Genomic DNA, 21,814 nt, shown 5'->3' on the forward strand with positions numbered 1-21,814 from the left:
AAAGCAGGCCATCGTGCGCATCGCTGGGCGCTACGGCGACTACGACATCGAGGACACCGCGTTCGCCACCGGCGGCATGGCCGCCGTGCACCGGATCAGCGGGGCGGAGCTGGTCTTCAAGAGGTACGCCACCCCCGTGGTGGAGCCGGCGCGGCTCGGCATGCTGGAGGAGCTGTGCGCGCTCGGCCGCAACGTCCACGGCGAGGGCGTCCCCGCCGTCGGCGACACCGTACGCGACTCCCTGTGCTGGCCGATCGACCTGGTGACGCGGCGGTCCGGGGCCGTGACAGGGGTGGTCATGCCTCTGCTTCCCGACCGTTTCCTGCGGCCCGGCGGATCCCCCCGAACCCTGGACTTCCTCCTGCTGCGCCGCGCCGCGCCGCCCTCGGCCGAGGTGCGCGTCGCCGTGCTGGCCCGGCTGGCCGGGATCTTCGCCTGGCTGGAGGAGCTGCGGCTCGTGCACGGCGATCTGGCCCCGAAGAACATCGCCTGGTGCGACGCGCCTGCTCCCGGCCTGTGCCTGATCGACGTGGACGGCGTCGCCCCCGCCGACCCTCCGCCCTGGCGGGGCGTCTCCACGCCGGGGTGGCAGGATCCGCGGCTGGTCGCGGGGCTGATCCCCGCCCACGACGGGGCCAGCGACCGTTACGCGCTCGCCCTCGCCCTGTATCGCGGGCTGTTCCTGGTGCCGGGCAACCTCGCCCGGGGGGCGGACGGGAGATGGCCGCGTCCCGCCGCCATCCCGCCCGACGCCGATCCCGGGCTGCGGGAGGCGCTGGAGGCGACGCTGGGCACGCCGCTCGATCCGGACGGACGTACCGCGCCGGGCGCCTGGGTGGAGCTCCTGGACGCGGCCTTCCCGGCCGGCGACGCGGCGGCCCTGCGGCGGCTGGACGACGCCGCCCGTCCCGACCGGCCACCGGTCGTCCCAGCCGTTCCGGCCCCCGCCCCGCCGGACCCGCCGGACCCGCAGCCGCAGAAGCCGCCGAAGCCGAGGCTGTCGGCGCTGCCGGCGCTCTGGGCCCGGTTGCGCCGCTCTCCGGTCGCCACCCTCCGAGCGCTGGCGAAGCGGGTGGTCTCGGTGTCCTTCGTGGCGTTCGTGGTCGTGGGCCTGGGGTGGGCGCTGATCAGCGGGCTGGTCGGGTCGGTGGTCGATCTCGCGGTGTCGGTCAGGTCGCTCTTCGATCCGCCGGTCGTCCCGCACACCAAGGCGGGCCTGGCGCTCGACGTGGGCGAATGTCTCGTGTACCCGGTGAACGAGAAGACTCTTCCCGTGGTCGGCGACTGCGACGAGCTGCACTGGGGGCAGGCTTTCGCCCGCCTTCCCCTCGACGTCCGTACGGTGACGCTCGGCGAGCTGGCGAAGGGCGCGGACGCCGCGTGCGGCAGGAGGTTCGCCGAGCTCGACGACGACGTCCGGCTCGGCTTCGCCTCGTTCGCGCTGTACCCGAACGTGCAGGCGTGGCAGAGCGGCCACCGGACGGCGGTCTGCGTCCTGGTCCGTTCCAACCACGCCCCCTGGGAGGGCGGCAGGGTCTGACCGGGGTCAGGCGCGCTCGGTGCCCGGCCGCCGGTCGTAGGCGCGCAGGAACGCGAAACGTCGCCCGTCGAGCCAGTCCTGCCCCTGGTCGTCGAGGCGGCAGCCGGCCAGCCGCAGCCGCAGCGCGATCTTGCGCAGGCTCTCCGGACGGTCGGTGAGCCGGACGTAGTTGCGCCCGCCCAGGTCGGCGATGGGCCGGTGGTCGCCCACCATGAGGATGATCGTGCGATCCGGGTACGTGGCCAGCGCCATCCCCAGCTCGATCAGGACGTTGGGGCGGACCTGCATCGCCACGGTCTTCTCGGCGGGGTCGTCGTCGGGGGCGAGCAGCTCGGGGTGCAGGCGGACCTCGTCCTCCGGGGTCATCACCACCACCGCCGCCTGCGCCCTGGTCACGGCCCGCGCGACGACCTCGCCGAGGAACGGCAGGGAGCTGCCGGTCTGCTCGACGAGCTGCTCCCATTCCAGCGGGCGGAGGTCGAGCGCCCTGAGGAAGTCGAAGACGGCCGTACGGACCTGTTCGTCGCGGCCGTGGACCACGAAGACGTGGCGGCCGATGTCACCGTCCGGCCCGCTGCTCTCCGTCGGCTCCGGGTCCGGGCGGGCGGCCGGGGCGGGCGCGGCCGGGGGACGCGCGGCCGCGGCGTGCTCGGCTCGCCGCGCGGCCAGGCCCAGGTAGGCGATCTCGTCGTCCAGCCGGTCCATGAACCATGCGGCCAGGTCGCGGTCGTCGGCGAATGGCCCGGCGTCCCCGGGCGGCGGCCCGCACGGGAACGGGACGCGCCCCATGTTGTCGGCCGCGATCTCGACCGCCCGCCGCAGCTCCAGCAGGTCGACGGTCATGAGCTCGGCGTCGAGCCGGTGCGCGGTCAGGAGGTCCGCGCCGGGGGACGTCGCCGGGCGGCGCTCGTGTGGCTCGGCGGACAGGTCGCGCAGGGTGCCGCGGAGTTCGCGGGTCCGGCCGTCGCGTTCCCAGACGCGCAGTTCGTACCTGAGTTTGGCGGCGTGCAGGAGGTAGCGGCCCAGGGGCGGCATGGCCGGGTCGCCCCGTGACCAGGCCCACGCGCTGGCCTCGTCCTCGCGGTCCGCCGTGAAGGCGAGCACGAAGCGGCGCAGCGCGCGGTCGTCCGGCGTCGTCGTGGTCTCCCAGAAGGCCAGGTCACGCGGGACGACGACGCCGTGATTCCACCAGTCGCCGGCCTGCGCGGCGGCCGGCAGCAGCCCCGCCAGGGCCAGGTCCGGCGCGGCCAGGTCCGGCGCGGCCAGGTCCGGCGGGCCTTCACCGGGCGGGGCCTGTTCCAGGCGGGCGAGGTAGAGCCGGGTCTCGCCGATCAGGTGGCGGGAGCACGGGGAGACGAGGGCGTTCCAGTCGTCCTCCAGCGCCGCCCAGCCCGGCCCGTCCACGGCCGAGGACGGCCCCGCCAGGGCGACCGAGAGGTTGAGCACGTCGTGGTGCCGGCGCAGGATCACCTGGCGGTCGGCGCCACGCGCCTCCGCCGCGGCCAGCGGCGCCTCCGCCCCGACCAGCACGCCGGCGGGCGGACCGGCCGACGTCCCAGCGGGCAGACCGGCGGACGGGCCAGCGGGCAGACCGGCGGACGGGCCAGCGGGCAGATCTGTCAAGGTCTCGGGGAGCATGTGCGGCAGTCCGAGCCCGGGCACCGGGTCGCGCATGCCGAGGAGGCGGCAGCCGAGCCACACCTGCCGCAGGTCACGGTAGGCGGCTGCGGCGCCGGGCCCATCGGCGGGCGCGTAGAGGTGCACGACCAGTTGCTGGTCCAGGACGGTCACGACTCGTCCTCCTCGTCGGCCTCGCGCGGCGGGCCGCCCAGCTCGTGGATCAGGACGTTGATCCGTTCGCGGACCGGCCGGGGCGCGGGGACGGCGGGCGTCGCGCCGAGCCGGGTGATCCGCACGGGGCCGGCCAGCTCCAGGTCGGCGACAACCTGCCGTAGAGCGTCGAGGTCGCCGGACTCCCGGGCGGCGGCGGCGAGGTCGAGCAGCTCTGCGAGCCGTTCCCAGCGGGGCGGCGCGAGCTCCCACGTCAGCATGTCCCGCAGCACCGTCAGGGCCCCGGCCGTCGGCTCCGCCTCCGTTGAACGGCTCTCCGGCGTCGACATCATGTGCTTCCCTCTCCGCTCAGCCGACGCGCGTCGGCAGTTCTTCCCTGATGAACCTGGAGACGTCCAGCATGGTGATCCTCTCCAGCGCCGACGGCTGGATGACGATCCGCAGTTCGGAGCAGAAGCGCCGGGCCAGCGCCGCCGCCGCGAACGACTCGATGATCATGATGAGCAGTTCCTCGGGGCCCGCGTCCACCCGTGCGAGCCCTGCGCCGACCAGGGCCAGGGCCACCGGCTTGAGCTGACCGTGGAGGTAGACGGTCTGCCACAGCCGGTCCAGGCTCAACCGCAGGTCGGCCACGCTGGACGTGGCCAGCAGGTCGTTGCCCATCCGGCTGTAGGCCACGGCGAAGACGCACCGCCCCGAGTGCCTGAGGGTGGCCACGGTGCCCAGCGGGAAGCGCGTCCTCTTGCCCTTCGGCTTGGCCGACCGGCTCTCCGTGACCGTCGTGGGAACGTTCCGCAGCGCCATCCGCAACTGGCGGTCGAGCAGGGCGCGGTCGCCGCCGTACAGGTGTTCGACGAGCTGACCCTGGACGCTGCCGCTGTTGATGACGAGGTCCTGCTCCGTCGCGGTGTCAAAAGTGTCGGTGAAGCCGACGACGAGATGGGCGTCGTCCTGGGCGAAGAGGTCGCCGAGGGCGATCACGAGCTCGGCATTGCCCTTGGCCACGTCGGCCCTCAGCACCTCGCCGTCCAGCTTGCCACTCAGCCGCTCGCGCAGGGCCGCCAGGGAGGTGGCGAGTTCGAGGTCGTCGGGCCGGTCGGCGGAGAGCGCCTCGCCGATGTAGAGGGCCTTGTCCGGCAAGCCGATGGCGATGTACGAGCGCATCAACGTCCGCTTCGCCGCCTCGTGCAGCTCGTTCAGCCTGCGGATGGTGCGCTCGGCGAAAGGGCTCTGGCGGGCCTCGACGAGCGGGCGCTCGCGCCACAGGTCGAGCGCGCGGGTCAGCAGTTCCACGGCGGCCGTCGGCGGGGCGTGCCTGGCCCGGCCCACGAGGTCCTGGAACTCGAAGAGGTCGCAGGAGTCGCGCTCCAGCACGAGCCGGTACGCCGACGGCCGGCCCCGCTCGGTGCGCAGGAGCCGCGAGTTCTCGCCGGGGCTGCCGGGATCGAGCACCCGGCGCAGCCGCCAGATGTGCTTCTGCACGTTGAGGTGGTTCCTGCGGCGTTCGGCCGCGCTGATCCTGCCGGTTGGCGCGTTCCACACGTCCTGGTGAATCTCGTCCACGGTCACGGCCTCGCCCTCGGCCACGACCATCCGGATGAGCACCGCCAGGGTGGCGGCGCTGAGCTTGACCGGCGCGCCGTCCAGCTCGACGCGTGCCCGCCCGAGGAGTCCTATCCGAAGTCTCGGCATGCCGCCCTCCCGGACGGAGAAGCGACCGACGGATTCACAAAACGGATAAATGACACAAATAGCGATTTCACTTGGCGACTCACGACATTTCTGGCTGATCACACCCCGAAATGATCTTGCCGACGCTTTTATGGTGTTGATATCGGGGCGATTCTAGCGAATCCACCATCAACGAGCCGCCAGGCGCGGGAAGCATTTCGGAAGCAGCCGGAGGCTTACCTCGGAAGCGCGGCGCTCGCTCTCATGGGGTGCGAAGCAACGGGGCCGAGAAGGGTCGGATCGTGCGATGGGGCACTGGCAAGTACCGCCGGGGGCGCGGCAGGGGACGGGGCGAGCCCATGGACAACGGCAACGGCAACGGCGGCAACGGGCGCATCGACCTCCGCCTGGCGAGTGAGTGGGGCTGGGCGGACGGCAGGGACCCCCAGTACCTCTACGTCCACGAGTACGGCCCGGAGTTCGAGCCGAGCCGGCTGACCTGGATCTTCAGCCACTTCCGCCGCGCCGAGCTGCACCTGGTGCAGTGCCGCGACGAGGAGCTGCTCCGGATGCGCAGCCAGGTCAAGGAGCAGGCCACCGAGATGGAGAACCTGATCAGCCTGAAGATGGAGAACGACCACCACATCCGCGAGATCGAGCACCGCCTCGACGAGCAGCGCAAGGCGCTCGCCTCCGGCGCGGGGCAGCCGGCCGTGCCGGAGAGCCCGTACCAGGGGCTCAGCCCGGCGGAGGTGGCCGAGCGGCGGCAGGTGAACGACGTCAGGCGCCTGCGCGCCCAGAACGCCGAGCGCCGCGGCGCGTTCTCGGGCATGGTCGGCGCGCTGCGCGGTGACGCCGACCGGTGGCGGCAGGTCCACAGGAAGTACCGCAACAACGCCATGGTCGCCCTGGAGGAGACCCGGCCGCTGGTCACGGCGTACTACGAGGCGTTCGTCTCGGTGCATCCGCGCCGCGAGGCCGTACGGAAGGGCTGGCGTCCGCGCGAGCTGAGCCTCGGCCCTGAGTGGAACGACGACGACCTGCCCCAGGAGCTGCTGAGCGCCGAGGGCCAGACGGTGACCCAGGCGTGGCAGCACTTCCTCAGCCTGCACCAGGCGCCGGAGGAGGAGCCGCGGCCCGAGGAGGAGAACGAGGAAGGGGAGGATCCGTCATGACTGCCCGGTCCTGGCCGGCCGTGGTGTGCGGGGTGGCGCTCGTCGTGTCCGCGTCGGCCTGCGGCGGTGAGCCGGCCGAGCCGCGCGACAACTGCGGCGTCGTCGTGGACACGACCAGATACGCCGATTACCCCACCGCGAAGGAGCTCATCGACCAGCATCTGGTGGCGTTCGGCAAGACCTGCGGCTGGGCCGCGTTCGCCGCCGTCACCGGCAACTCGGTCGGGACGCCCTGCCAGCGGCCGTCGCTGCGGCTGGTCGCCACCGCGGACGAGAACCCCAAGGACAACCCGCGCGTCGCCCGGCTCGTCAGGGAGCGGCGGCTCGGCGAGTTCTACCAGCACGCCGTCAGTCTGCTGACCAAGTGCGAGGACCCGGCGTCGGGCTCCGACGTGCTGGGCGGGCTCCGGGTGATCGGCCAGCGGCTGCGCGACGCGCCCGACCGGACCGCGCCCTCGAAGATCATCATCTTCAGCGACCTCATGAACAACAAGGGCGCGCTGCCGTTGCAGAAGGGCGGCATGGCCTCCGCCGGCGTCCGGGAGGCGAAGGTGCGCGAGCTCCGCGACGCGGACCTGCTGCCGGAGCTGGCCGGCCGGCCCACGATCACCGTGCACGGGTTCAACCTGCTCTCGGAGAAGGAAGGTGACCGGGTGAGTCAGCTCGAACAGGTGTGGCGGGCGATCTTCGCCGCCGCCGGCGCGGGGCAGGTGAGCCTGCTGTGACGCAGATCATGGAAGAGGGCTTCGCGGGCTGGCGGCCCCGGCCGTTCCCCCTGCCGGACTACGAGAGCGAGGCGCGGCGGGTGGCGCACACGGCCCCGGACGACGCCCGGCGGTCCGGCGTGGACGCCGCCGAGGTCATGGCCGCCGGGTACGAGCCGCCGGGCCTGGCCACGATCTGCGCCAGGCGAGCCGCCGACCTGCGCGCGCTCTCCGCCCACTACGTCGCCGAGCGGGACGCGGCCGGGGTGCGGCTGCGCGAGCACAAGGTGGACGAGGACGAGCGCGCCTCCCGGCACCGCCACGTCAGGGAGAGCCACGACGAGGCCCGCCTGGTCGTGGACCGGCTCACCGCGTACGCCTCGCGCCGCCCCGGCGACCAGCTCGCCAGCGAGGCCGCCATCTCCGGCGGCCTCGGCAAGCGGCTGCGCAGGGACGGCCCACCGTTGCTGCTGCTGGCCGTGCTGCTCGGCGTGGAGATCCCGATCTACTACGAGACCTTCCTCGACCTCGGGGACCGCCCCCTGCTGACGGTGATGTTCGCGGTCGTCGCGGTGCTCATCTTCGGCTTCGGCCCGCACCTGTACGGGCGCAAGTTCCGCGAGTGGCAGGAGGAGGGCACCGCGCCGCGGCAGGCCCGCGAGTTCCGCCTGCGCGACTGGTTCACCCGGCCGTCGCCGATGACCCTGCTGCCCCTGCTCTGGCTCGCGGCCGTGGTCACCGTCGCCGTCACCCGGCTGAGGATGCTGTCGGCGCCGCTGCCGTACACGTCCTCGACCGGGCAGACCACCGGGCTGAGCGAGATCGCCGACGGCATCGGCCTGGTGCCCACGTTCATCCTGCTCCTGGCCCTGATGATCTTCTCCGCGGTGATCGCGCTGGAGACCGGCCGGCGGATGGGCAACCCGAACGACAAGCGGCTGAAGGACGGGCAGGCCCGCCTGCGCCAGCTCTCGGCGGCGCTGGAGCAGGCCAACGAGCGGGCGCGGCGCGACGAGCGCCACGCGGCGGGCCTGGAGCACTTCCTGGACGGCGGCGGCACCTACCAGCAGGAGCAGACCCTGCAGATCGAGGCCGGCTACGAGCAGGTGGAGCGCGGCTACGTCAAGGGCTTCCTGGCCGGGCTCGCGGACCAGGACCCGCAGATCTCCGGCTGGGCGCCCATCATCATGGACAACCACCGGCGACGCCGGCATTGACCGGCGCCGGCCGGGCCCGAGGAGGCCGGCGGCATGATGATGCCCGGCATCGAGCCGATCTTCGACAGCCTGATCGACTTCCTGCGGGCGGGCACCTGGCCGGAGTCCCGTGAGGTGCTGGCCGCCCGCCCGCACCTGCTCGATCCCGTGGCGAAGCTGATCGTCAGCGCGATCGTGGACGATCCGGACCTGCCGCTGCTGGTCTACCCGGAGATGGACGACCGGCGCGCCGCCAAGCTGCTGCGCATGCACGAGTGCCTGCTGACCCGATGCCGCGAGGTCGGCGTCGGCCGGGCCTTCGACGAGATGATCAGGGACCGGCCTCGGGACGGGTGACCAGGCCGGCCGCGATCCTGGCCAGGCGCTCCGAGCCGCGCGCCAGGATCGCGACGTCCGCCCCGAGCAGCACGAACGACGCCCCCGCCGCCACGTACCTGGCGGCGAGGGCCGGGTCGAAGACGTTCATGCCGTCCACGGCGGCGATGTCGGCGACCCGGTCCCAGCGGGAGGCCCGCGCCGGCGCGGAGCCGGCGCCGCGTCCACGGCGGGCCTGGGCTACCCGTACGGCCCCCTCGCCTGGGGCGAGCGTATCGGCGTGGACCGGCTGCTCCGCCTGCAGCGGAGCCTGTACGCCGCCACCGGCGACCCCCGCTACCGCCCCACCCGCTGGCTCACCGAACGCGCCCAGCTCGGCCTGCCGCTCACCCAGCCGTCGTTCCCCGCCGGGTAATGATTGCGGCAGAGTGCCGGGGCGAGTTCTTCGCACTTCACCACTAACCGTAAGGTGAGCACGGATTATCGCATTGAGGTCGGGAGCACATGTTGCACGAGAAACTGTCGTCGATCTACGACAACGTCCTGCGCCGTAACCCTGGGGAGGTCGAGTTCCACCAGGCGGTGCGCGAGGTGCTCGAGAGCATCGGCCCGGTTCTCGGCAAGCACCCCGAGTACGCCGAATCGAAAATCATCGAGCGCATCTGCGAGCCGGAGCGGCAGATCATCTTTCGTGTGCCGTGGATCGATGACAGCGGCGAGGTGCAGATCAACCGTGGCTTCCGGGTCGAGTTCAACAGCGCGCTCGGGCCGTACAAGGGCGGGTTGCGCTTCCACCCCTCCGTATACCTGGGGATCATCAAGTTCCTGGGCTTCGAGCAGATCTTCAAGAACGGCCTGACGGGCCTGCCGATCGGCGGCGGCAAGGGCGGGTCCGACTTCGACCCCAAGGGCCGCTCGGACCGCGAGGTGATGGCCTTCTGCCAGAGCTTCATGACGGAGCTCTACCGGCACATCGGCGAGTACACCGACGTCCCCGCCGGTGACATCGGCGTCGGCGGGCGGGAGATCGGCTACCTGTTCGGCCAGTACAAGCGCATCACGAACCGCTACGAGTCGGGCGTGATCACCGGCAAGGGCCTCGCGTACGGCGGCGCGCAGGTGCGGACCGAGGCCACCGGCTACGGCTGCGCGTTCTTCGTGGACGAGATGCTGAAGGCGCGCGGCACCTCGTTCGACGGCAAGCGGGTCGTGGTGTCCGGCTCCGGCAACGTCGCGGTCTACACGATCGAGAAGATCGAGCAGCTCGGCGGGATCGTGGTGGCCTGCTCAGACTCCTCCGGCTACGTCGTGGACGAGAAGGGCATCGACCTGGCGCTGCTCAAGCACATCAAGCAGGTCGAGCGCGGCCGGCTGGAGACGTACGCGGCCCGCCGCGGCGATCACGTCTCCTTCGTGCCCGGACGCAGCGTGTGGGAGGTGCCCTGCGAGGTGGCGATGCCGTCCGCCACGCAGAACGAGATCACCGGCCGCGACGCCGCGTTCCTGGTGCAGAACGGGTGCATTGCGGTGGGCGAAGGTGCCAACATGCCGACCATGCCCGAGGGCATCAGGGTGTTCCTGGAGGCGGGGGTCGCGTTCGGGCCGGGCAAGGCCGCCAACGCGGGCGGCGTAGCCACCAGCGCGCTGGAGATGCAGCAGAACGCCAGCCGCGACTCGTGGACGTTCGAGTACTCCGAGCACAAGCTGCAGGAGATCATGCGCGACATCCACGGCCGCTGCCTGCAGACCGCCGACGAGTACGGCATGCCCGGCGACTACGTGGCCGGCGCAAACATCGACGGCTTCCGCCGGGTCGCCGACGCGATGCTGTCGCTCGGCCTGATCTGAGCATCAGGCGAAAGGGCCGTCCGCGACGACGCGGGCGGCCCTTCGCCATTGACACGGTGATCATGGACCTTGCATACTCCCATCAAGACGCCTCAAAGAGGTTGTCAAAAACCCTCCCGACCCCCGGGCCTTAATTCCCCTCCGCCATTCTCCGGCCCGGATTCCTGCATTTTCCGCCAGCATCTCAAATTCGCAGGGAGTGACATCTCGAAATGCCTTCGGGAGTGTTAGGGCGTGCCCTCCGACGGGGATCGGCCGCAGCGGCCGCCGTCATCCTGCTGACGACGACGAGCGCCGACCCGGCGTTCGCCCACTGGAACGGCACCGGCCAGGACATCGCCAGCATCCACATGTACCCGTACAACTACAACAGCACGTGGCAGACGCCGATGAACAAGGCGCTCGCCAACTGGAACGCGACGTCGAGCCCCGCCAATTTCTACAAGAACTCGAATTCGGGCTCGACCATCACGGTGAAGTCCTACAGCAACACCTGGTACGGCACCTATCAAAGGTGCGGCGGGATGTGCATGTACGTCCGGCTGAACTCGCGCACCATCAACAGGGACGCCTCGAACTTCTCCAATTTCGTCACCAGCACGCTGGTCCACGAGTTCGGGCACGCGCTGAATCTCGCGCACAACTCGCTCACGTCCATCATGAACACGAGCCGCAACCGTAACTCGATGACGAAACCCCAGTCGCACGATGTCGCCGACGTCAACGCCTACTACTGAGGGAGGCCGCAGGGTGCTACGGCGTCTTGGCGCACTCGTACTGACCGCGTTGTTCGTCACCGCGTGCGCCGCCCACGAGGAGCCCGTTCTCTACCGGGCCGACTATCCGCAGTACGAGAACGCCGACGCGCTCTTCGACCGGGCGAACCTGGTCGTCGAGGCCCGCATCGTCGGCGAGCCGCGCTACCTGCAGGAAGTGACCAAGCCCGACTCCGCGGAGACGGATCCGCGGCTGAACCCCATGGCGGGAGCCCCCGCCGCGGTGGCCGCCGCCCAGCCCGACGCCCCGCCGATGGTCATCACCGTCCGCACCGCCGAGGTGCTGAAGGTCTACAAGGGCGAGGCCCAGGTGGGGCAGAAGGTCGAGGTCAAGGAGCTCGGCGGCGTCTTCGAGGGCGTGACGTACGAGGAGGAGCACACCACGGCCCTGAACGCGGGCAGCGGGTACATCCTGTTCCTGGAGACCTACCCCGACTCCCCCGCGGCGCTGCTCAACCCCGTCCAGGCCAAGTATCCGCTGGACGCGGCCAACAACCCGGCGCCGCTGCCGGAGAACACCATCAAGGTGACGCGCAGCGAGCTGGAGACGATGTCCTGACCCGTGACGGTGCTGGCCGGGCCCGGCGGCCCGGCCAGACGTCTCAGTGGCGCTTGTCGCCGACGCGCCAGGTGATCGAGGACGTGAGAGCGTCCTGCCGGTAGGCGGGGTCGCGGACGAAGGCGGTGGAGTCGGTCACGGTGACGGTGTAGGTGCACCCGCGCTTGTCACGCAGGTCCTTGCGACCGCACCACGCGGCCTCCTTGCCGTGGCCCTTGGGCTTCTTGGCGAGGACGTCGACCGAGGTGGCGCCGGCCCACTCGGTGATCTCGTGGCCGTTGACGTACCAGCGGGTGGAGACCGTCGGGATGCCGACGTGGGCGACGGTCAGCTTGGCGGGCGCGGTGACCGGGGCCCCGCTCGGCGGCGCCGCGCTGTCGATCAGGCCGGTGATCTCGTAGAACTTGCGGGTCATCTCCTCCTGGCCCACGGAGTTGAACGGCTTGCGCAGGGTGCGCATCAGGGAGTTGTCGCTGGGCCGGTAGATGCCGAGCTCGTAGTAGTTCGCCCCCTCGAAGGTCCCGATGGCGCCGCCGTCGGGCGTCTCCGCCCCCAGCCAGCGCCACCACTTGGTCCGTTTCGCGGTCTGCTGGGCCGCGTCGTGGACGGAGACGTTCGCCTCGACCGGCTCCTCGCCGGGGTAGACGCTGCCGTCGCCGGGATAGGCCCAGTACGGGTACTCGTCGGCGAGGTCGCCGAGGGAGTGGCCGAGCTCGTGCGGCAGGATCTCGGGTCCGGAGACGTGCCCGCCGGAGAAGGTGACCAGGTTCTCCTCGATGTAACCGGCGCCGCCGTAGGTGTCGCTGTTGATCACCACGGCGATCTGGTCGAAGGCGGGCGCCAGCGCGGCGTAGGACTCGGCGGTGGGGATGTCCAGGCAGATCAGGCGGGCCAGGCCCTCGCAGAAGTACGTGCTGTTGAGCGCCGTGTCCTTGACCACGCCCTCCGCCGGGTCGTTGTCCGAGCCGGACTCGGCGGAGACGACGTTGACCTGCCAGACGTTGAACAGCTTGCGGTAGGTCTTGAAGGGCTCGCGCTCGGCGAGCAGGTTCCAGCTCGTCGCCACCTGGGCGGAGTAGCGATCCTGCTCGGCGGCGGTGAAGCCGTCCCCGAGATAGACCAGGTCGATGCGCTTGTCGCTGGGGCCGTTCACCTCGACGGGCGTCACGGTCGCGGAGGGCGCGGCCGCGCGGTTCTTGCCGGGCGTGCCGATCTGCGCGGGGACCTCGGTGAAGCCCTGGGGAGCCTCCTCGCCGAAGATCTCCACCTTCCGCTCGCCGGGGTCGGCCGCGTGGGCGGGTGCGGCCGAGAGGCCCGCCGCCAGGAGGAGCACCCCTCCGAGAGCTAAGCTCAATTTGCGCATTTTCTCTCCAGTAGTCGGATATCGCGCAAATTGTCAGGGCCGATGAGTCACGGGAAGGTCGCGCCCCGATGTCGAGCCAGGTCAGGGCCAAGGGCGCTCAGGGCCCCGCCGCAGGTCAGACCCAGGCATAACCCGGGAGTTATCCGCATTTGGGATGGCCGCGAGCCGGCCGGGAACCCCGATCGTCACCTGGGCGCAGGCACGCCCGCCGTCAGGCCGCCCCGGGCCCGCGACCGGCCCGGCCGCGCGGGACACACATCACGTCGGCGTTATGCCTACTAATCTGAGCGCATGCAACTGGAGTTGCGGCATCTGCGCACCTTGTGCGAGATCGCCGACGCCGGCAGCCTCAGCAAGGCCGCCGCGGCGCTGGGCGTCTCGCAGCCCGCCCTGACCGCCCAGTTGCAGCGGATCGAGTCCGCGCTCGGCGGCCAGGTCTACCGGCGCGGCCGGCTCGGCATGACGCCCACCCCCTTCGGACAGTTCGTGCTCGTCAGGGCGCGGTCGGCCCTGCAGACCGTGGACGAGCTGATGGTCGGCACCCCGCCGGGAGCCGACCGGCCACGGGCCGCCCGGATCGGCGGCTACGCCAACCCCGTGCTCGGCGGCCTGCTGCGCAGGCTGTTCGAGCTGCCCGGCGCGCCGATCACCGTCCACACCGAGCACTCGCCGCGCCTGCTCATGGACCTGCTCGCCTCGCGGCGGCTCGACGCCGCCGTCCTCGTCGACTATCCCGGGCACGAGCTGCCCGTACCCGCCTCCGTGGACGTGCGTCCGGTCGCCATGGAGCCGGTCTTCGTCGCGATGTCCGCCGCGCACGCGCTCGCGTCCCAGCCGGAGGTGCCGCTCGCCCGGCTGGCCGAGGAGGACTGGGTGCTGTCGCCCTCCGACGGCGCCGGCTGGCCCGAATGTTTCCGTACGGCCTGCCAGGACGAGGGGTTCACGCCGAGGGTGCAGCACATCATGACCGAGGCGCCGATGATCCGCCTCCTCATCACCCAAGGGCACGCCGTCTCGCCGTGCCAGGCCACCTTCGCGCCCGGGGACGGCATCGTCGTACGCCCGCTCGCCGGCACTCCGCTGTGGATGAGACACCTGATCGCCTGGCACCGCGACGGCGCCCTCGCCCACCGGGCGGACGAACTGGCGACCTTCGCCACCCACGCCCACCAGGAGGCGCTGGCCGCGCATCCCACCTACAGCCGCTGGCACAGCTCCCGCCCGCGTTCCGGCCCTTTATGATCTTGGGATGCACTTACCGAGGCTCGCGCCGGCCGCGCTCGTGATCACTCTGACGACCGGGTGCGGCGCACAGAGCGCGCCGGCCGCGCTGACGCCCGCCGAGGCGGTGGCCCGGCAGGTGGAGAACTCGGCCGGGGTGAAGGTCACCAAGATCGTCCGGCTGGACTACGGCGAGGCGATGCCCACCTCTCCGGCCGACGGCGACACCATCGTGCCGGTCGACATCGGCGAATACAGCGAGAGCCGGACCACGGGAGTCCTGCGGCTCGGTACGGCCGCCTCCGATCTGACCACGACCTACTCCCGGACCAACATCCCCGAGGACCTGAAGAGCGTCATCCCCGATGATCTGTCCTATATGACGACCAGGGCGATCTCGATCGGCGGCTCCGGCACGTACGAGCAGCGAGCCGACCGGAGAGACGTGCCCGCCGGCAAGACCTGGCTGCACCACGGCGACGCCGGCTGCGGGACGGCGGCGCGGCTGGCCGGAAACCTGGACGCGCGGACGGTCCTGTCTCCCCAGGTGCTGCGGAGGCTCGCCGCCCCCGCGCCTTCCTCCGGCGAGGTCATCGACGGGGTCGCCACCGTCGTGCACGCCGGGAGCGCCGCGCAGACCGAGTTCGTCGTCCCGGCCCCGGGTGACGATCCGGTCATGGCGGCGCAGCTGCGGGAGCGGGTCCGCCAGACGGAGGTCTCGTGGCGGTTGTGGGTCGGACAGGACGGGCTGCCCCGCCGGGTCCGGCTCGTCACGACCGACCCGGAGGCCGTGGAGGGCGTTCCCAGGACCACCGTGACGGAGATCGACTTCACCGGCTGGGGGAGCGCCGTGTCCGTCGAGCCCCCGCCGGAGGACCAGGTGCACGAGACCGGCAGCTGCCTCGCCCCCGAGCCCGGGTGACCATCCGCGACTGTTAACGCTAACAGGAAGTTTTCTCGTCGAACTCCTCCTCGGCGGCCGGCGGGGGGTGGCGGCGTTCACGGAGCAAAGCCGAGCAGGAAAGGTCCTGTCAACCCCGCCGATACAGGCAGCGGAGCGAAGGAGACGGGGACCGGCCGCGCCCACCTGGCGTTACGGGGAAGAAACGGCGCGGACATCGCCATGAAACTTTCATCTCGGATCTTCACGGGCCCGAAACTTTCGCGATCGCCCGATCGAGCGTACCTCCTGGACAAAGGCAAGATCCCAGGCAGAACGGCACGAAAAGTTTCACTGCATTCTTGACAAGTTTCGGCGAGCGTCCTCACACTGAGTCCCCGAGGCGATCTCCCTGCCGCATCGGTGGCGCACGGCAGGGACCGCCGTCACGACGCCCTCGTGGTGCGCGTTCTCCATCGCGCGGCGTCGGTCCTGCGGGCGCGTCCCGCACGTTCTCTCTCCGATTCGCTTATGGAGGCTCAGTCATGCGCGTCAACGCCATGTCCCCACCTGCCGAACACCGCCCGCCCGGCGGGCGCCGCCGGGCAATGATCGCCGGCGCGCTCGGCGCGATCGGCCTGGTCGCGGCGTTCGCGACGGCGATCCCCGCCGACGCCGCGGCGAGCACGCTGGGCGCGGCGGCCGCCCAGAGCGGCCGCTACTTCGGCACCGCCATCGCCGCCGGCAAGCTCGGCGACTCGGCCTACACGACGATCGCCAACCGCGAGTTCAACATGGTGACGGCCGAGAACGAGATGAAGATCGACGCCACCGAGCCCAACCGGGGGCAGTTCAACTTCACCAACGGGGACCGGGTCTACAACTGGGCCGTGCAGAACGGCAAGCGGGTGCGCGGGCACACCCTGGCCTGGCACAACCAGCAGCCGGGCTGGATGCAGTCGCTGTCGGGCAGCTCGCTGCGCCAGGCGATGATCGACCACATCAACGGCGTCGTGGGCCACTACAAGGGCAAGATCTACGCCTGGGACGTGGTCAACGAGGCCTTCGCCGACGGCAACTCCGGCGGCCGGCGCGACTCCAACCTCCAGCGCACCGGGAACGACTGGATCGAGGTCGCCTTCCGCACCGCGCGCGCCGCCGACCCCGCGGCCAAGCTGTGTTACAACGACTACAACATCGACAACTGGAGCTGGGCCAAGACGCAGGGCGTCTACAACATGGTCCGCGACTTCAAGTCGCGCGGCGTGCCGATCGACTGCGTCGGCCTGCAGTCGCACTTCAACGGCAACAGCCCCTACAACAGCAACTACCGCACGACCATCCAGAGCTTCGCCGCGCTGGGGGTGGACGTGCAGATCACCGAGCTGGACATCCAGGGCGGCTCGGCCACCACGTACGCCAACGTCGTCAACGACTGCCTGGCGGTGTCGCGGTGCGCCGGCATCACGGTCTGGGGGGTGCGTGACACCGACTCCTGGCTCGGCTCCGGCGCCTCCGCGCTGCTATTCGACGGCAACGGCAACAAGAAGGCCGCCTACACCTCCGTGCTGAACGCGCTCAACGGCGGCGCCACCAGCACCCCGACCACCACCCCGACGCAGGACCCGGGCGGCGGCACCGCGGGCCAGATCAAGGGGACGGCCTCCGGCCGCTGCGTGGACGTGCCCAACGCCGGCACCGCCGACGGCACCGGGGTCCAGCTCTGGGACTGCAACGGCCAGACCAACCAGCAGTGGACGCAGACCTCCGCAGGGGAGCTGCGGGTGTACGGCAACAAGTGCCTGGACGCCGGGGGCACAGGCAACGGCGCCAAGATCCAGATCTACTCCTGCTGGGGCGGCGACAACCAGAAGTGGCGCGTCAACTCCGACGGCACCATCACCGGCGTCCAGTCCGGGCTGTGCCTCGACGCGGTCGGCGCCGGCACCGGCAACGGCACGGGGCTGCAGCTCTACTCCTGCTGGGGCGGCACCAACCAGAAGTGGACCTACACCCCGGCCTAGTAGGTCCGGACAGCAACTTAACCTCCGGACGACCGCAAGTTACCCATCCGCCCCTTGAAACTTTCAGGCGGACGAGGGGTGCGGCGCGGTCGTCCCGGAGGCGAAGCCCCAGGAGGGAAGGCGGTGTGACGGCACGGCCCGGCTCGGCGGGAGACCTCTCTCGTTGACGCCGGGCCGCCCGTCGGATGTACTCCGCGACAACGCTCCGCACCAATTCTTGTTAGCGCTAACAATGGAGCCCCGATGAAGCACAGACCTCTGTCCGTCCTGGCGACGCTGACCGCCTTACTGGCGAGCCTGCTCATCGCCCTGCAGACCCAGCCCGCCAACGCCGCCACCGTGGACACCAACGCCTGGTACGTCCTGGTGAACCGCAACAGCGGCAAGGCCCTGGACGTCTACAACCTGTCCACCGCGGACGGCGGACGCATCACCCAGTGGACCCGCAACAACCAGAACCAGCAGCAGTGGCAGTTCGTCGACTCAGGCGGCGGCTACTACCGCGTCAAGTCCCGCCACTCCGGCAAGGTCCTCGACGTGTACAACTGGTCCACCGCCAACGGCGGCGCCATCGTCCAGTGGACCGACACCAACGGCGCCAACCAGCAATGGCGGCTCGCCGACAGCGCCGACGGCTACGTACGGCTGATCTCCCGCCACAGCGGCAAGGCGCTCGAAGTGCAGGGCGCCTCCACCGCCGACGGCGGCAACATCGTCCAGTACGACGACTGGGGCGGCACCAACCAGCAGTGGCAGTTCGTACGGGTGGACGGCGACACCGGCAACCCCGGCAACCCCGGCCAGTGCGACCTCCCGTCGACCTACCGATGGAGCTCGACCGGCGCCCTGGCCACCCCGAAGTCGGGCTGGGTCTCGCTCAAGGACTTCACCGTCGCCCCCTACAACGGCAAGCACCTCGTCTACGCCACCACGCACGACACGGGGACGAGATGGGGCTCGATGAACTTCACCCCCTTCACCAACTGGTCCGAGATGGCCTCGGCGAGCCAGAACGCCATGTCCTCCTCGACCGTCGCGCCCACGCTCTTCTACTTCGCCCCGAGGAACCTCTGGGTGCTCGCCTACCAGTGGGGCGGCACCGCCTTCTCCTACCGGACCTCCACCGACCCCACCAACCCCAACGGCTGGTCCGCGCAGCAGGTGCTCTTCTCCGGAAGCATCTCCGGCTCCGGCACCGGGCCCATCGACCAGACGGTCATCGGCGACAGCACGAACATGTACCTGTTCTTCGCCGGCGACAACGGCAAGATCTACCGGGCGAGCATGCCCATCGGGAACTTCCCCGGCAGCTTCGGCTCCACCTCGACCGTCATCATGAGCGACTCGACCAACAACCTCTTCGAGGCCGTCCAGGTCTACAAGCTCCAGGGCCAGAACAAGTACCTCATGCTCGTCGAGGCGATCGGCTCGCAGGGCCGGTACTTCCGCTCCTTCACCGCCACCAGCCTGAACGGCACCTGGACCCCCCAGGCCGCCAGCGAGAGCAACCCGTTCGCCGGCAAGGCCAACAGCGGCGCCACCTGGACCAACGACATCAGCCACGGTGAGCTGATCCGCACCAGCGCGGACCAGACCTTCACCGTCGACCCATGCAACCTGCAACTGCTCTACCAGGGACGCAGCCCCAGCTCGGGCGGCGACTACGGCCTCCTGCCCTACCGGCCGGGCCTGCTGACCCTGCAGCGCTGACCTCGGTCTGACTCATCGTTCGTCACGCAGTTCGAGCAGGAGCGCGGTCATGCTGACCTTGACGCCTTCGTGCGGCGCTCCTGCTCCGTCGTGCAGAAGCGCGACGGCCTGGCCGACCAGGCCGACGATCTCCTCCCACACGGGCCTGGGCAGCCACACCTCGGCGTCCATGGACATGCGCTGGCGCTCGGTCTCGGTGAGGCGCCTGGCCAGGTCGTCGCTCATCGCCTGGTGGAGGAGTTGCCTGCCGTCGGACCGGTCGATGCGCTCGGCGCTGGACGGGTCGTAGCGGTAGCGCACCCGCGGCCGGCCCTTGCCCGGCGGCGGCGGCTCGTCCACCTGCCGCAGGAAGCCCGCCTCGGCGAGCCGGCGCAGGTGGTAGCTGGCCGAGGCGTGCGCGATCCCGAGCTCGTCGGCGACCTCGGTGGCCGACATCGACGCGCCGGTGAGCAGCGACACGATGCGCATGCGCAGCGGGTTGGCCAGGGCGCGCAGCGGTACTAGCTCATCTTCCGAGGACACGGTCGGATCATAGGTTCTCCAACAACCCTTGGGGAAGGTCGCCGGCCCGCCTGACCGGGGTCTCAGCGGATCGCGCCGAAGACGAGCCGGATCATCGAGCGGGCGAGCGCCTCAGGATCGCCGTCGGCGCTCTCCGGCAGCGCGCCGCTCAGCCACAGGCTGGTGAAGCCGTGGACCAGCGACCAGGCGGCGACCGTGGTCAGCCGGTCGTCCGCCGGGCGGGGTGCCAGCGCGGCGGCGCCGGCGATGAGCACGCCGGCGGCGCGCTCGTGCCCGGACCGCACGCCGGGGTCGTCGCCGCGGTACAGCTCGGGCCGGAACATCACCTCGAAATAGGGCCGGTGGTCGATGGCGAAGCGGACGTAGGCGACGCCGATCTCCCACACGTCGTCGGCGGCCCGTTCGAGGGCGTCGGCGAACATCGCGAACCCCTCGGCGGCCACGGCGGTGAGCAGCCCCTGCTTGTCGCCGAAGTGGTGGGCGGGGGCGGCGTGCGAGACGCCGGCGCGGCGCGCGAGCTCGCGCAGGCTCCATCCGGCCGGGCCGGACTCGCTGATGGCCTGGAGGGCGGCGTCGATGACGGCGCGCCTCAGGTTGCCGTGGTGGTAGCCCTGCTGGCTGATCCCGCTCACCTCCGGTGCTGTCGCGGTGCGACCTCACCTTATCTTGACATTGACAAGATGGCGAATCTCCTCCAATCTTGCCGCTGACAAGATTGGAGGACGGATGGTTCCGTTCATCGCCCTCAAAGGAATTCACGCATGACCCACCCCGACATCGACTACATCGACCACACGGTCCTCATCACGACGGACCTCGCCGCGACGTCCGCCCGCTACCAGGCACTCGGCTTCACCCTCAGCCCCGTCTCGCCCCACCAGCTCACCGAACGGCCCGGCGGTCCCCTGACGCCCACCTGCACGGCCAACCGCTGCGCCTACTTCGGGCAGTCGTTCATCGAGCTCCTCGGCATCGTGGACCCTGCCGCGCCCGACCCCTGGGGCGTGCACCAGCTCCGCCGGACCTACCGCGGCCTGCTGATGACGCTCGGCTCCCGTGACGTGCGGGCCACGGCGGAACGGCTGCACGCCGCGGGCCTGGCCTCCACCGGCGTCCGCGGGCTGGAGCGCGAGGTCACCACCCCCGAGGGGCCGCGGACCGTACGCGCCGACAGCGTCCGCGTCGACGCCGCGCACACCCCCGAGGGCGCGTTGCAGGCCACCCAGCACTTCACCCCGCAGTACGTGCACCAGCCCCGCTACCTCGACCACCCCAACGGCGCGACCGGCCTGCACGGCGTGCTGATGGTCGTGCCCGACGACGAGGTGGACGAGCACGAGGAGCGCTACGCCCGCATCGTGGACTCCGACGTGTGGATCGACGGCCCCAAGCGGGTGCTGCCGCTGCGGCACGGCCGGGTGGAGATCCTGCCGCGGTCCGCGCTCGACCACTTCCTGCCCGGACACGACCTGCCCGCCGTTCCCCTGCTGGCCGCGCACACCGTCGCCGTCCGCGACCTGACCGCCGCACGCCGGCTGATCGAGGGCAACGGCATCCCCACCCGGATCACCCCGGACGGCTTCTACGTCTCCGCCGGTGACGCCTGTGGCGTGCCGCTCGCGTTCGTCCAGAGCTGAGAGGTCGCCGCCGGACAGCGGGTGTGCTTACATGATTACACCCTCCGAGAGGAACCATCGTGATCGTGGAGTACATCCGTTATCGCATACCCGCCGAGGCCTCGGCGGAGTTCGAGGCCGCCTACGGCAGGGCGGCCCGGTCGCTCGCCGAAGCACCGCAGTGCGTGGACTACGAGCTCAGCCGCTGCGTGGACGAGCCCGCCTGCTACATCCTGCGCATCACCTGGACCTCGGCCGAGGACCACCTGAAGGGTTTCAGGGCGGGCGAGCACTTCCCCGCCTTCTTCAAGGAGATCCGCCCCTACGTGGAGCAGATCGAGGAGATGCGCCACTACGAGCAGACCCAGGTGCGCGGCCCCGGCGCCTCCGTCCCCTCCCTGCACGAGTGGGCCGGCGGCACCGAGGCGCTCGAACGGCTCACCGAGCGCTTCTACGAGCTGGTCAAGGCCGACGACGTCGTCGGGCCGCTGTTCGCCCACATGGACCCCGGCCACCCCCGCTTCGTCGCCATGTGGCTGGCCGAGGTGTTCGGCGGCCCGGCCCGCTACACGGGCGAGCGCGGGGGCTACCCTCACATGCTCGGCATGCACCGCGACAAGGGGATCAGCGAGCAGCAGCGCCGCCGCTGGGTCAACCTGCTGGTCGACGCGGCCGACGAGGTCGGGCTGCCGGACGACCCGGAGTTCCGCGCCGCGTTCATGGGCTACATCGAATGGGGCACCAGGCTCGCCCTGGCCAACTCCCAGCCCGGCGCCACCCCCGTCGAGCAGGCCCCGGTGCCGCATTGGGGGTGGGGCGTCGCGCCGCCTTACCAGGGCTGATACCCGCCGGTAACGACGACGCGCACACCCCGTCACGAGG

At 70.8% G+C, this 21,814-nt stretch carries 21 protein-coding genes and 1 pseudogene; 15 read left to right on the forward strand and 7 right to left on the reverse strand.

Annotated elements, in window-relative coordinates:
- Positions 1-13 precede the first annotated feature (13 nt).
- Positions 14-1,540 (forward strand): hypothetical protein, encoded by a 1,527-nt coding sequence (locus BMW85_RS04860; protein WP_143082092.1) that lies wholly within the window; start codon positions 14-16, stop codon positions 1,538-1,540.
- Between the two features lie 6 nt (positions 1,541-1,546).
- Here the strand turns inward: BMW85_RS04860 and BMW85_RS04865 are convergent, their stop codons facing one another.
- Genes BMW85_RS04865 through BMW85_RS04875 form a run of 3 tightly spaced genes read right to left on the reverse strand, consistent with a single transcriptional unit; the run spans position 1,547 to position 5,023 of the window.
- Positions 1,547-3,331: a CATRA conflict system CASPASE/TPR repeat-associated protein gene (locus tag BMW85_RS04865; RefSeq protein ID WP_091077448.1), complete on the reverse strand. Its 1,785-nt coding sequence runs from the start codon at positions 3,329-3,331 to the stop codon at positions 1,547-1,549.
- Positions 3,328-3,663: a CATRA system-associated protein gene (locus BMW85_RS04870; protein ID WP_091077450.1), complete on the reverse strand. Its 336-nt coding sequence runs from the start codon at positions 3,661-3,663 to the stop codon at positions 3,328-3,330. The genes BMW85_RS04865 and BMW85_RS04870 overlap by 4 nt, the downstream gene beginning before the upstream one ends.
- 16 nt (positions 3,664-3,679) lie before the next feature.
- Complete coding sequence (locus BMW85_RS04875; RefSeq protein ID WP_091077452.1) at positions 3,680-5,023, reverse strand: AfsR/SARP family transcriptional regulator; 1,344 nt, start codon at positions 5,021-5,023, stop codon at positions 3,680-3,682.
- Between the two features lie 281 nt (positions 5,024-5,304).
- Here BMW85_RS04875 and BMW85_RS04880 point away from each other — a divergent pair, with 281 nt between their 5' ends.
- The 4 genes from BMW85_RS04880 to BMW85_RS04895 are packed head-to-tail and all read left to right on the forward strand — an operon-like array spanning position 5,305 to position 8,434.
- Positions 5,305-6,177, forward strand: coding sequence for a hypothetical protein (locus BMW85_RS04880; protein ID WP_143082093.1), 873 nt, complete (start codon positions 5,305-5,307; stop codon positions 6,175-6,177).
- Positions 6,174-6,902 carry a hypothetical protein gene (locus BMW85_RS04885; protein WP_091077456.1) on the forward strand — a complete coding sequence of 243 codons (729 nt, stop codon included), beginning with the start codon at positions 6,174-6,176 and terminating at the stop codon, positions 6,900-6,902. Before BMW85_RS04880 ends, BMW85_RS04885 begins: the two co-directional genes overlap by 4 nt.
- Positions 6,899-8,098, forward strand: coding sequence for a hypothetical protein (locus BMW85_RS04890; protein ID WP_091077459.1), 1,200 nt, complete (start codon positions 6,899-6,901; stop codon positions 8,096-8,098). The genes BMW85_RS04885 and BMW85_RS04890 overlap by 4 nt, the downstream gene beginning before the upstream one ends.
- 33 nt (positions 8,099-8,131) lie before the next feature.
- On the forward strand, positions 8,132-8,434 hold the full coding sequence (locus BMW85_RS04895; RefSeq protein ID WP_091077460.1) for a hypothetical protein: 303 nt from the start codon (positions 8,132-8,134) through the stop codon (positions 8,432-8,434).
- On the opposite strand, the gene BMW85_RS04900 is transcribed toward BMW85_RS04895, so the two are convergent.
- The gene (locus tag BMW85_RS04900) at positions 8,409-8,573 is read right to left on the reverse strand and encodes a hypothetical protein (RefSeq protein WP_218155667.1); all 165 of its coding nucleotides are present in this window, start codon (positions 8,571-8,573) and stop codon (positions 8,409-8,411) included. The genes BMW85_RS04895 and BMW85_RS04900 overlap by 26 nt on opposite strands.
- Before the next feature lie 72 nt (positions 8,574-8,645).
- Between BMW85_RS04900 and BMW85_RS04905 the strand changes: the two are divergent.
- The 4 genes and pseudogenes from BMW85_RS04905 to BMW85_RS04920 form a co-directional block, all read left to right on the forward strand.
- Positions 8,646-8,828: pseudogene (locus BMW85_RS04905) on the forward strand (3-hydroxyacyl-CoA dehydrogenase family protein); the annotation flags it as partial.
- 89 nt (positions 8,829-8,917) lie between these two features.
- Positions 8,918-10,261 carry an NADP-specific glutamate dehydrogenase gene (gene gdhA, locus BMW85_RS04910; RefSeq protein ID WP_091077465.1) on the forward strand — a complete coding sequence of 448 codons (1,344 nt, stop codon included), beginning with the start codon at positions 8,918-8,920 and terminating at the stop codon, positions 10,259-10,261.
- 212 nt (positions 10,262-10,473) lie between these two features.
- Complete coding sequence (locus BMW85_RS04915) at positions 10,474-10,998, forward strand: zinc metalloprotease (protein WP_177240492.1); 525 nt, start codon at positions 10,474-10,476, stop codon at positions 10,996-10,998.
- A gap of 13 nt (positions 10,999-11,011) precedes the next feature.
- On the forward strand, positions 11,012-11,596 hold the full coding sequence (locus BMW85_RS04920) for a hypothetical protein (protein ID WP_143082094.1): 585 nt from the start codon (positions 11,012-11,014) through the stop codon (positions 11,594-11,596).
- Between the two features lie 43 nt (positions 11,597-11,639).
- On the opposite strand, the gene BMW85_RS04925 is transcribed toward BMW85_RS04920, so the two are convergent.
- Complete coding sequence (locus tag BMW85_RS04925) at positions 11,640-12,950, reverse strand: M64 family metallopeptidase (RefSeq protein WP_177240493.1); 1,311 nt, start codon at positions 12,948-12,950, stop codon at positions 11,640-11,642.
- A gap of 300 nt (positions 12,951-13,250) precedes the next feature.
- Between BMW85_RS04925 and BMW85_RS04930 the strand changes: the two genes are divergently transcribed.
- The 4 genes from BMW85_RS04930 (at position 13,251) to BMW85_RS04945 (ending at position 18,794) form a co-directional block, all read left to right on the forward strand.
- Positions 13,251-14,201 (forward strand): LysR family transcriptional regulator, encoded by a 951-nt coding sequence (locus BMW85_RS04930; RefSeq protein ID WP_091077474.1) that lies wholly within the window; start codon positions 13,251-13,253, stop codon positions 14,199-14,201.
- A gap of 7 nt (positions 14,202-14,208) precedes the next feature.
- On the forward strand, positions 14,209-15,102 hold the full coding sequence (locus BMW85_RS04935; protein ID WP_091077477.1) for a hypothetical protein: 894 nt from the start codon (positions 14,209-14,211) through the stop codon (positions 15,100-15,102).
- A gap of 503 nt (positions 15,103-15,605) precedes the next feature.
- The gene (locus tag BMW85_RS04940; protein ID WP_091077480.1) at positions 15,606-17,084 is read left to right on the forward strand and encodes an endo-1,4-beta-xylanase; all 1,479 of its coding nucleotides are present in this window, start codon (positions 15,606-15,608) and stop codon (positions 17,082-17,084) included.
- 243 nt (positions 17,085-17,327) lie between these two features.
- Positions 17,328-18,794, forward strand: coding sequence for a non-reducing end alpha-L-arabinofuranosidase family hydrolase (locus BMW85_RS04945; protein ID WP_091077481.1), 1,467 nt, complete (start codon positions 17,328-17,330; stop codon positions 18,792-18,794).
- 12 nt (positions 18,795-18,806) lie between these two features.
- On the opposite strand, the gene BMW85_RS04950 is transcribed toward BMW85_RS04945, so the two are convergent.
- A complete protein-coding gene (locus BMW85_RS04950) occupies positions 18,807-19,316 on the reverse strand; it encodes an ArsR/SmtB family transcription factor (RefSeq protein WP_091077484.1) in 510 nt (169 codons plus the stop codon).
- 62 nt (positions 19,317-19,378) lie between these two features.
- A complete protein-coding gene (locus BMW85_RS04955) occupies positions 19,379-19,948 on the reverse strand; it encodes a TetR/AcrR family transcriptional regulator (protein ID WP_245774629.1) in 570 nt (189 codons plus the stop codon).
- A 129-nt stretch (positions 19,949-20,077) separates the two neighbouring features.
- Here BMW85_RS04955 and BMW85_RS04960 point away from each other — a divergent pair, with 129 nt between their 5' ends.
- Together BMW85_RS04960 and BMW85_RS04965 are read left to right on the forward strand one after the other, a co-directional pair.
- Positions 20,078-20,953, forward strand: a complete 876-nt coding sequence (locus BMW85_RS04960) for a VOC family protein (protein ID WP_091077487.1) — start codon at positions 20,078-20,080, stop codon at positions 20,951-20,953.
- 59 nt (positions 20,954-21,012) lie between these two features.
- Positions 21,013-21,774: a group II truncated hemoglobin gene (locus tag BMW85_RS04965; RefSeq protein WP_091077489.1), complete on the forward strand. Its 762-nt coding sequence runs from the start codon at positions 21,013-21,015 to the stop codon at positions 21,772-21,774.
- The last annotated feature ends 40 nt before the right edge of the window (positions 21,775-21,814 follow it).

Origin of the sequence: Nonomuraea wenchangensis (assembly GCF_900111685.1) — a bacterium.
Lineage (GTDB): Bacteria > Actinomycetota > Actinomycetes > Streptosporangiales > Streptosporangiaceae > Nonomuraea > Nonomuraea wenchangensis.

Bases quoted from the DNA above. Each gene is read 5' to 3' on its own strand.
- BMW85_RS04870 (WP_091077450.1), bottom strand. From the start codon at position 3,663: ATGATGTCGACGCCGGAGAGCCGTTCAACGGAGGCGGAGCCGACGGCC.
- BMW85_RS04875 (WP_091077452.1), bottom strand. From the start codon at position 5,023: ATGCCGAGACTTCGGATAGGACTCCTCGGGCGGGCACGCGTCGAGCTG.
- BMW85_RS04885 (WP_091077456.1), top strand. From the start codon at position 6,174: ATGACTGCCCGGTCCTGGCCGGCCGTGGTGTGCGGGGTGGCGCTCGTC.
- BMW85_RS04895 (WP_091077460.1), top strand. From the start codon at position 8,132: ATGATGATGCCCGGCATCGAGCCGATCTTCGACAGCCTGATCGACTTC.
- gdhA (WP_091077465.1), top strand. From the start codon at position 8,918: ATGTTGCACGAGAAACTGTCGTCGATCTACGACAACGTCCTGCGCCGT.
- BMW85_RS04915 (WP_177240492.1), top strand. From the start codon at position 10,474: ATGCCTTCGGGAGTGTTAGGGCGTGCCCTCCGACGGGGATCGGCCGCA.
- BMW85_RS04930 (WP_091077474.1), top strand. From the start codon at position 13,251: ATGCAACTGGAGTTGCGGCATCTGCGCACCTTGTGCGAGATCGCCGAC.
- BMW85_RS04935 (WP_091077477.1), top strand. From the start codon at position 14,209: ATGCACTTACCGAGGCTCGCGCCGGCCGCGCTCGTGATCACTCTGACG.
- BMW85_RS04940 (WP_091077480.1), top strand. From the start codon at position 15,606: ATGCGCGTCAACGCCATGTCCCCACCTGCCGAACACCGCCCGCCCGGC.
- BMW85_RS04945 (WP_091077481.1), top strand. From the start codon at position 17,328: ATGAAGCACAGACCTCTGTCCGTCCTGGCGACGCTGACCGCCTTACTG.
- BMW85_RS04960 (WP_091077487.1), top strand. From the start codon at position 20,078: ATGACCCACCCCGACATCGACTACATCGACCACACGGTCCTCATCACG.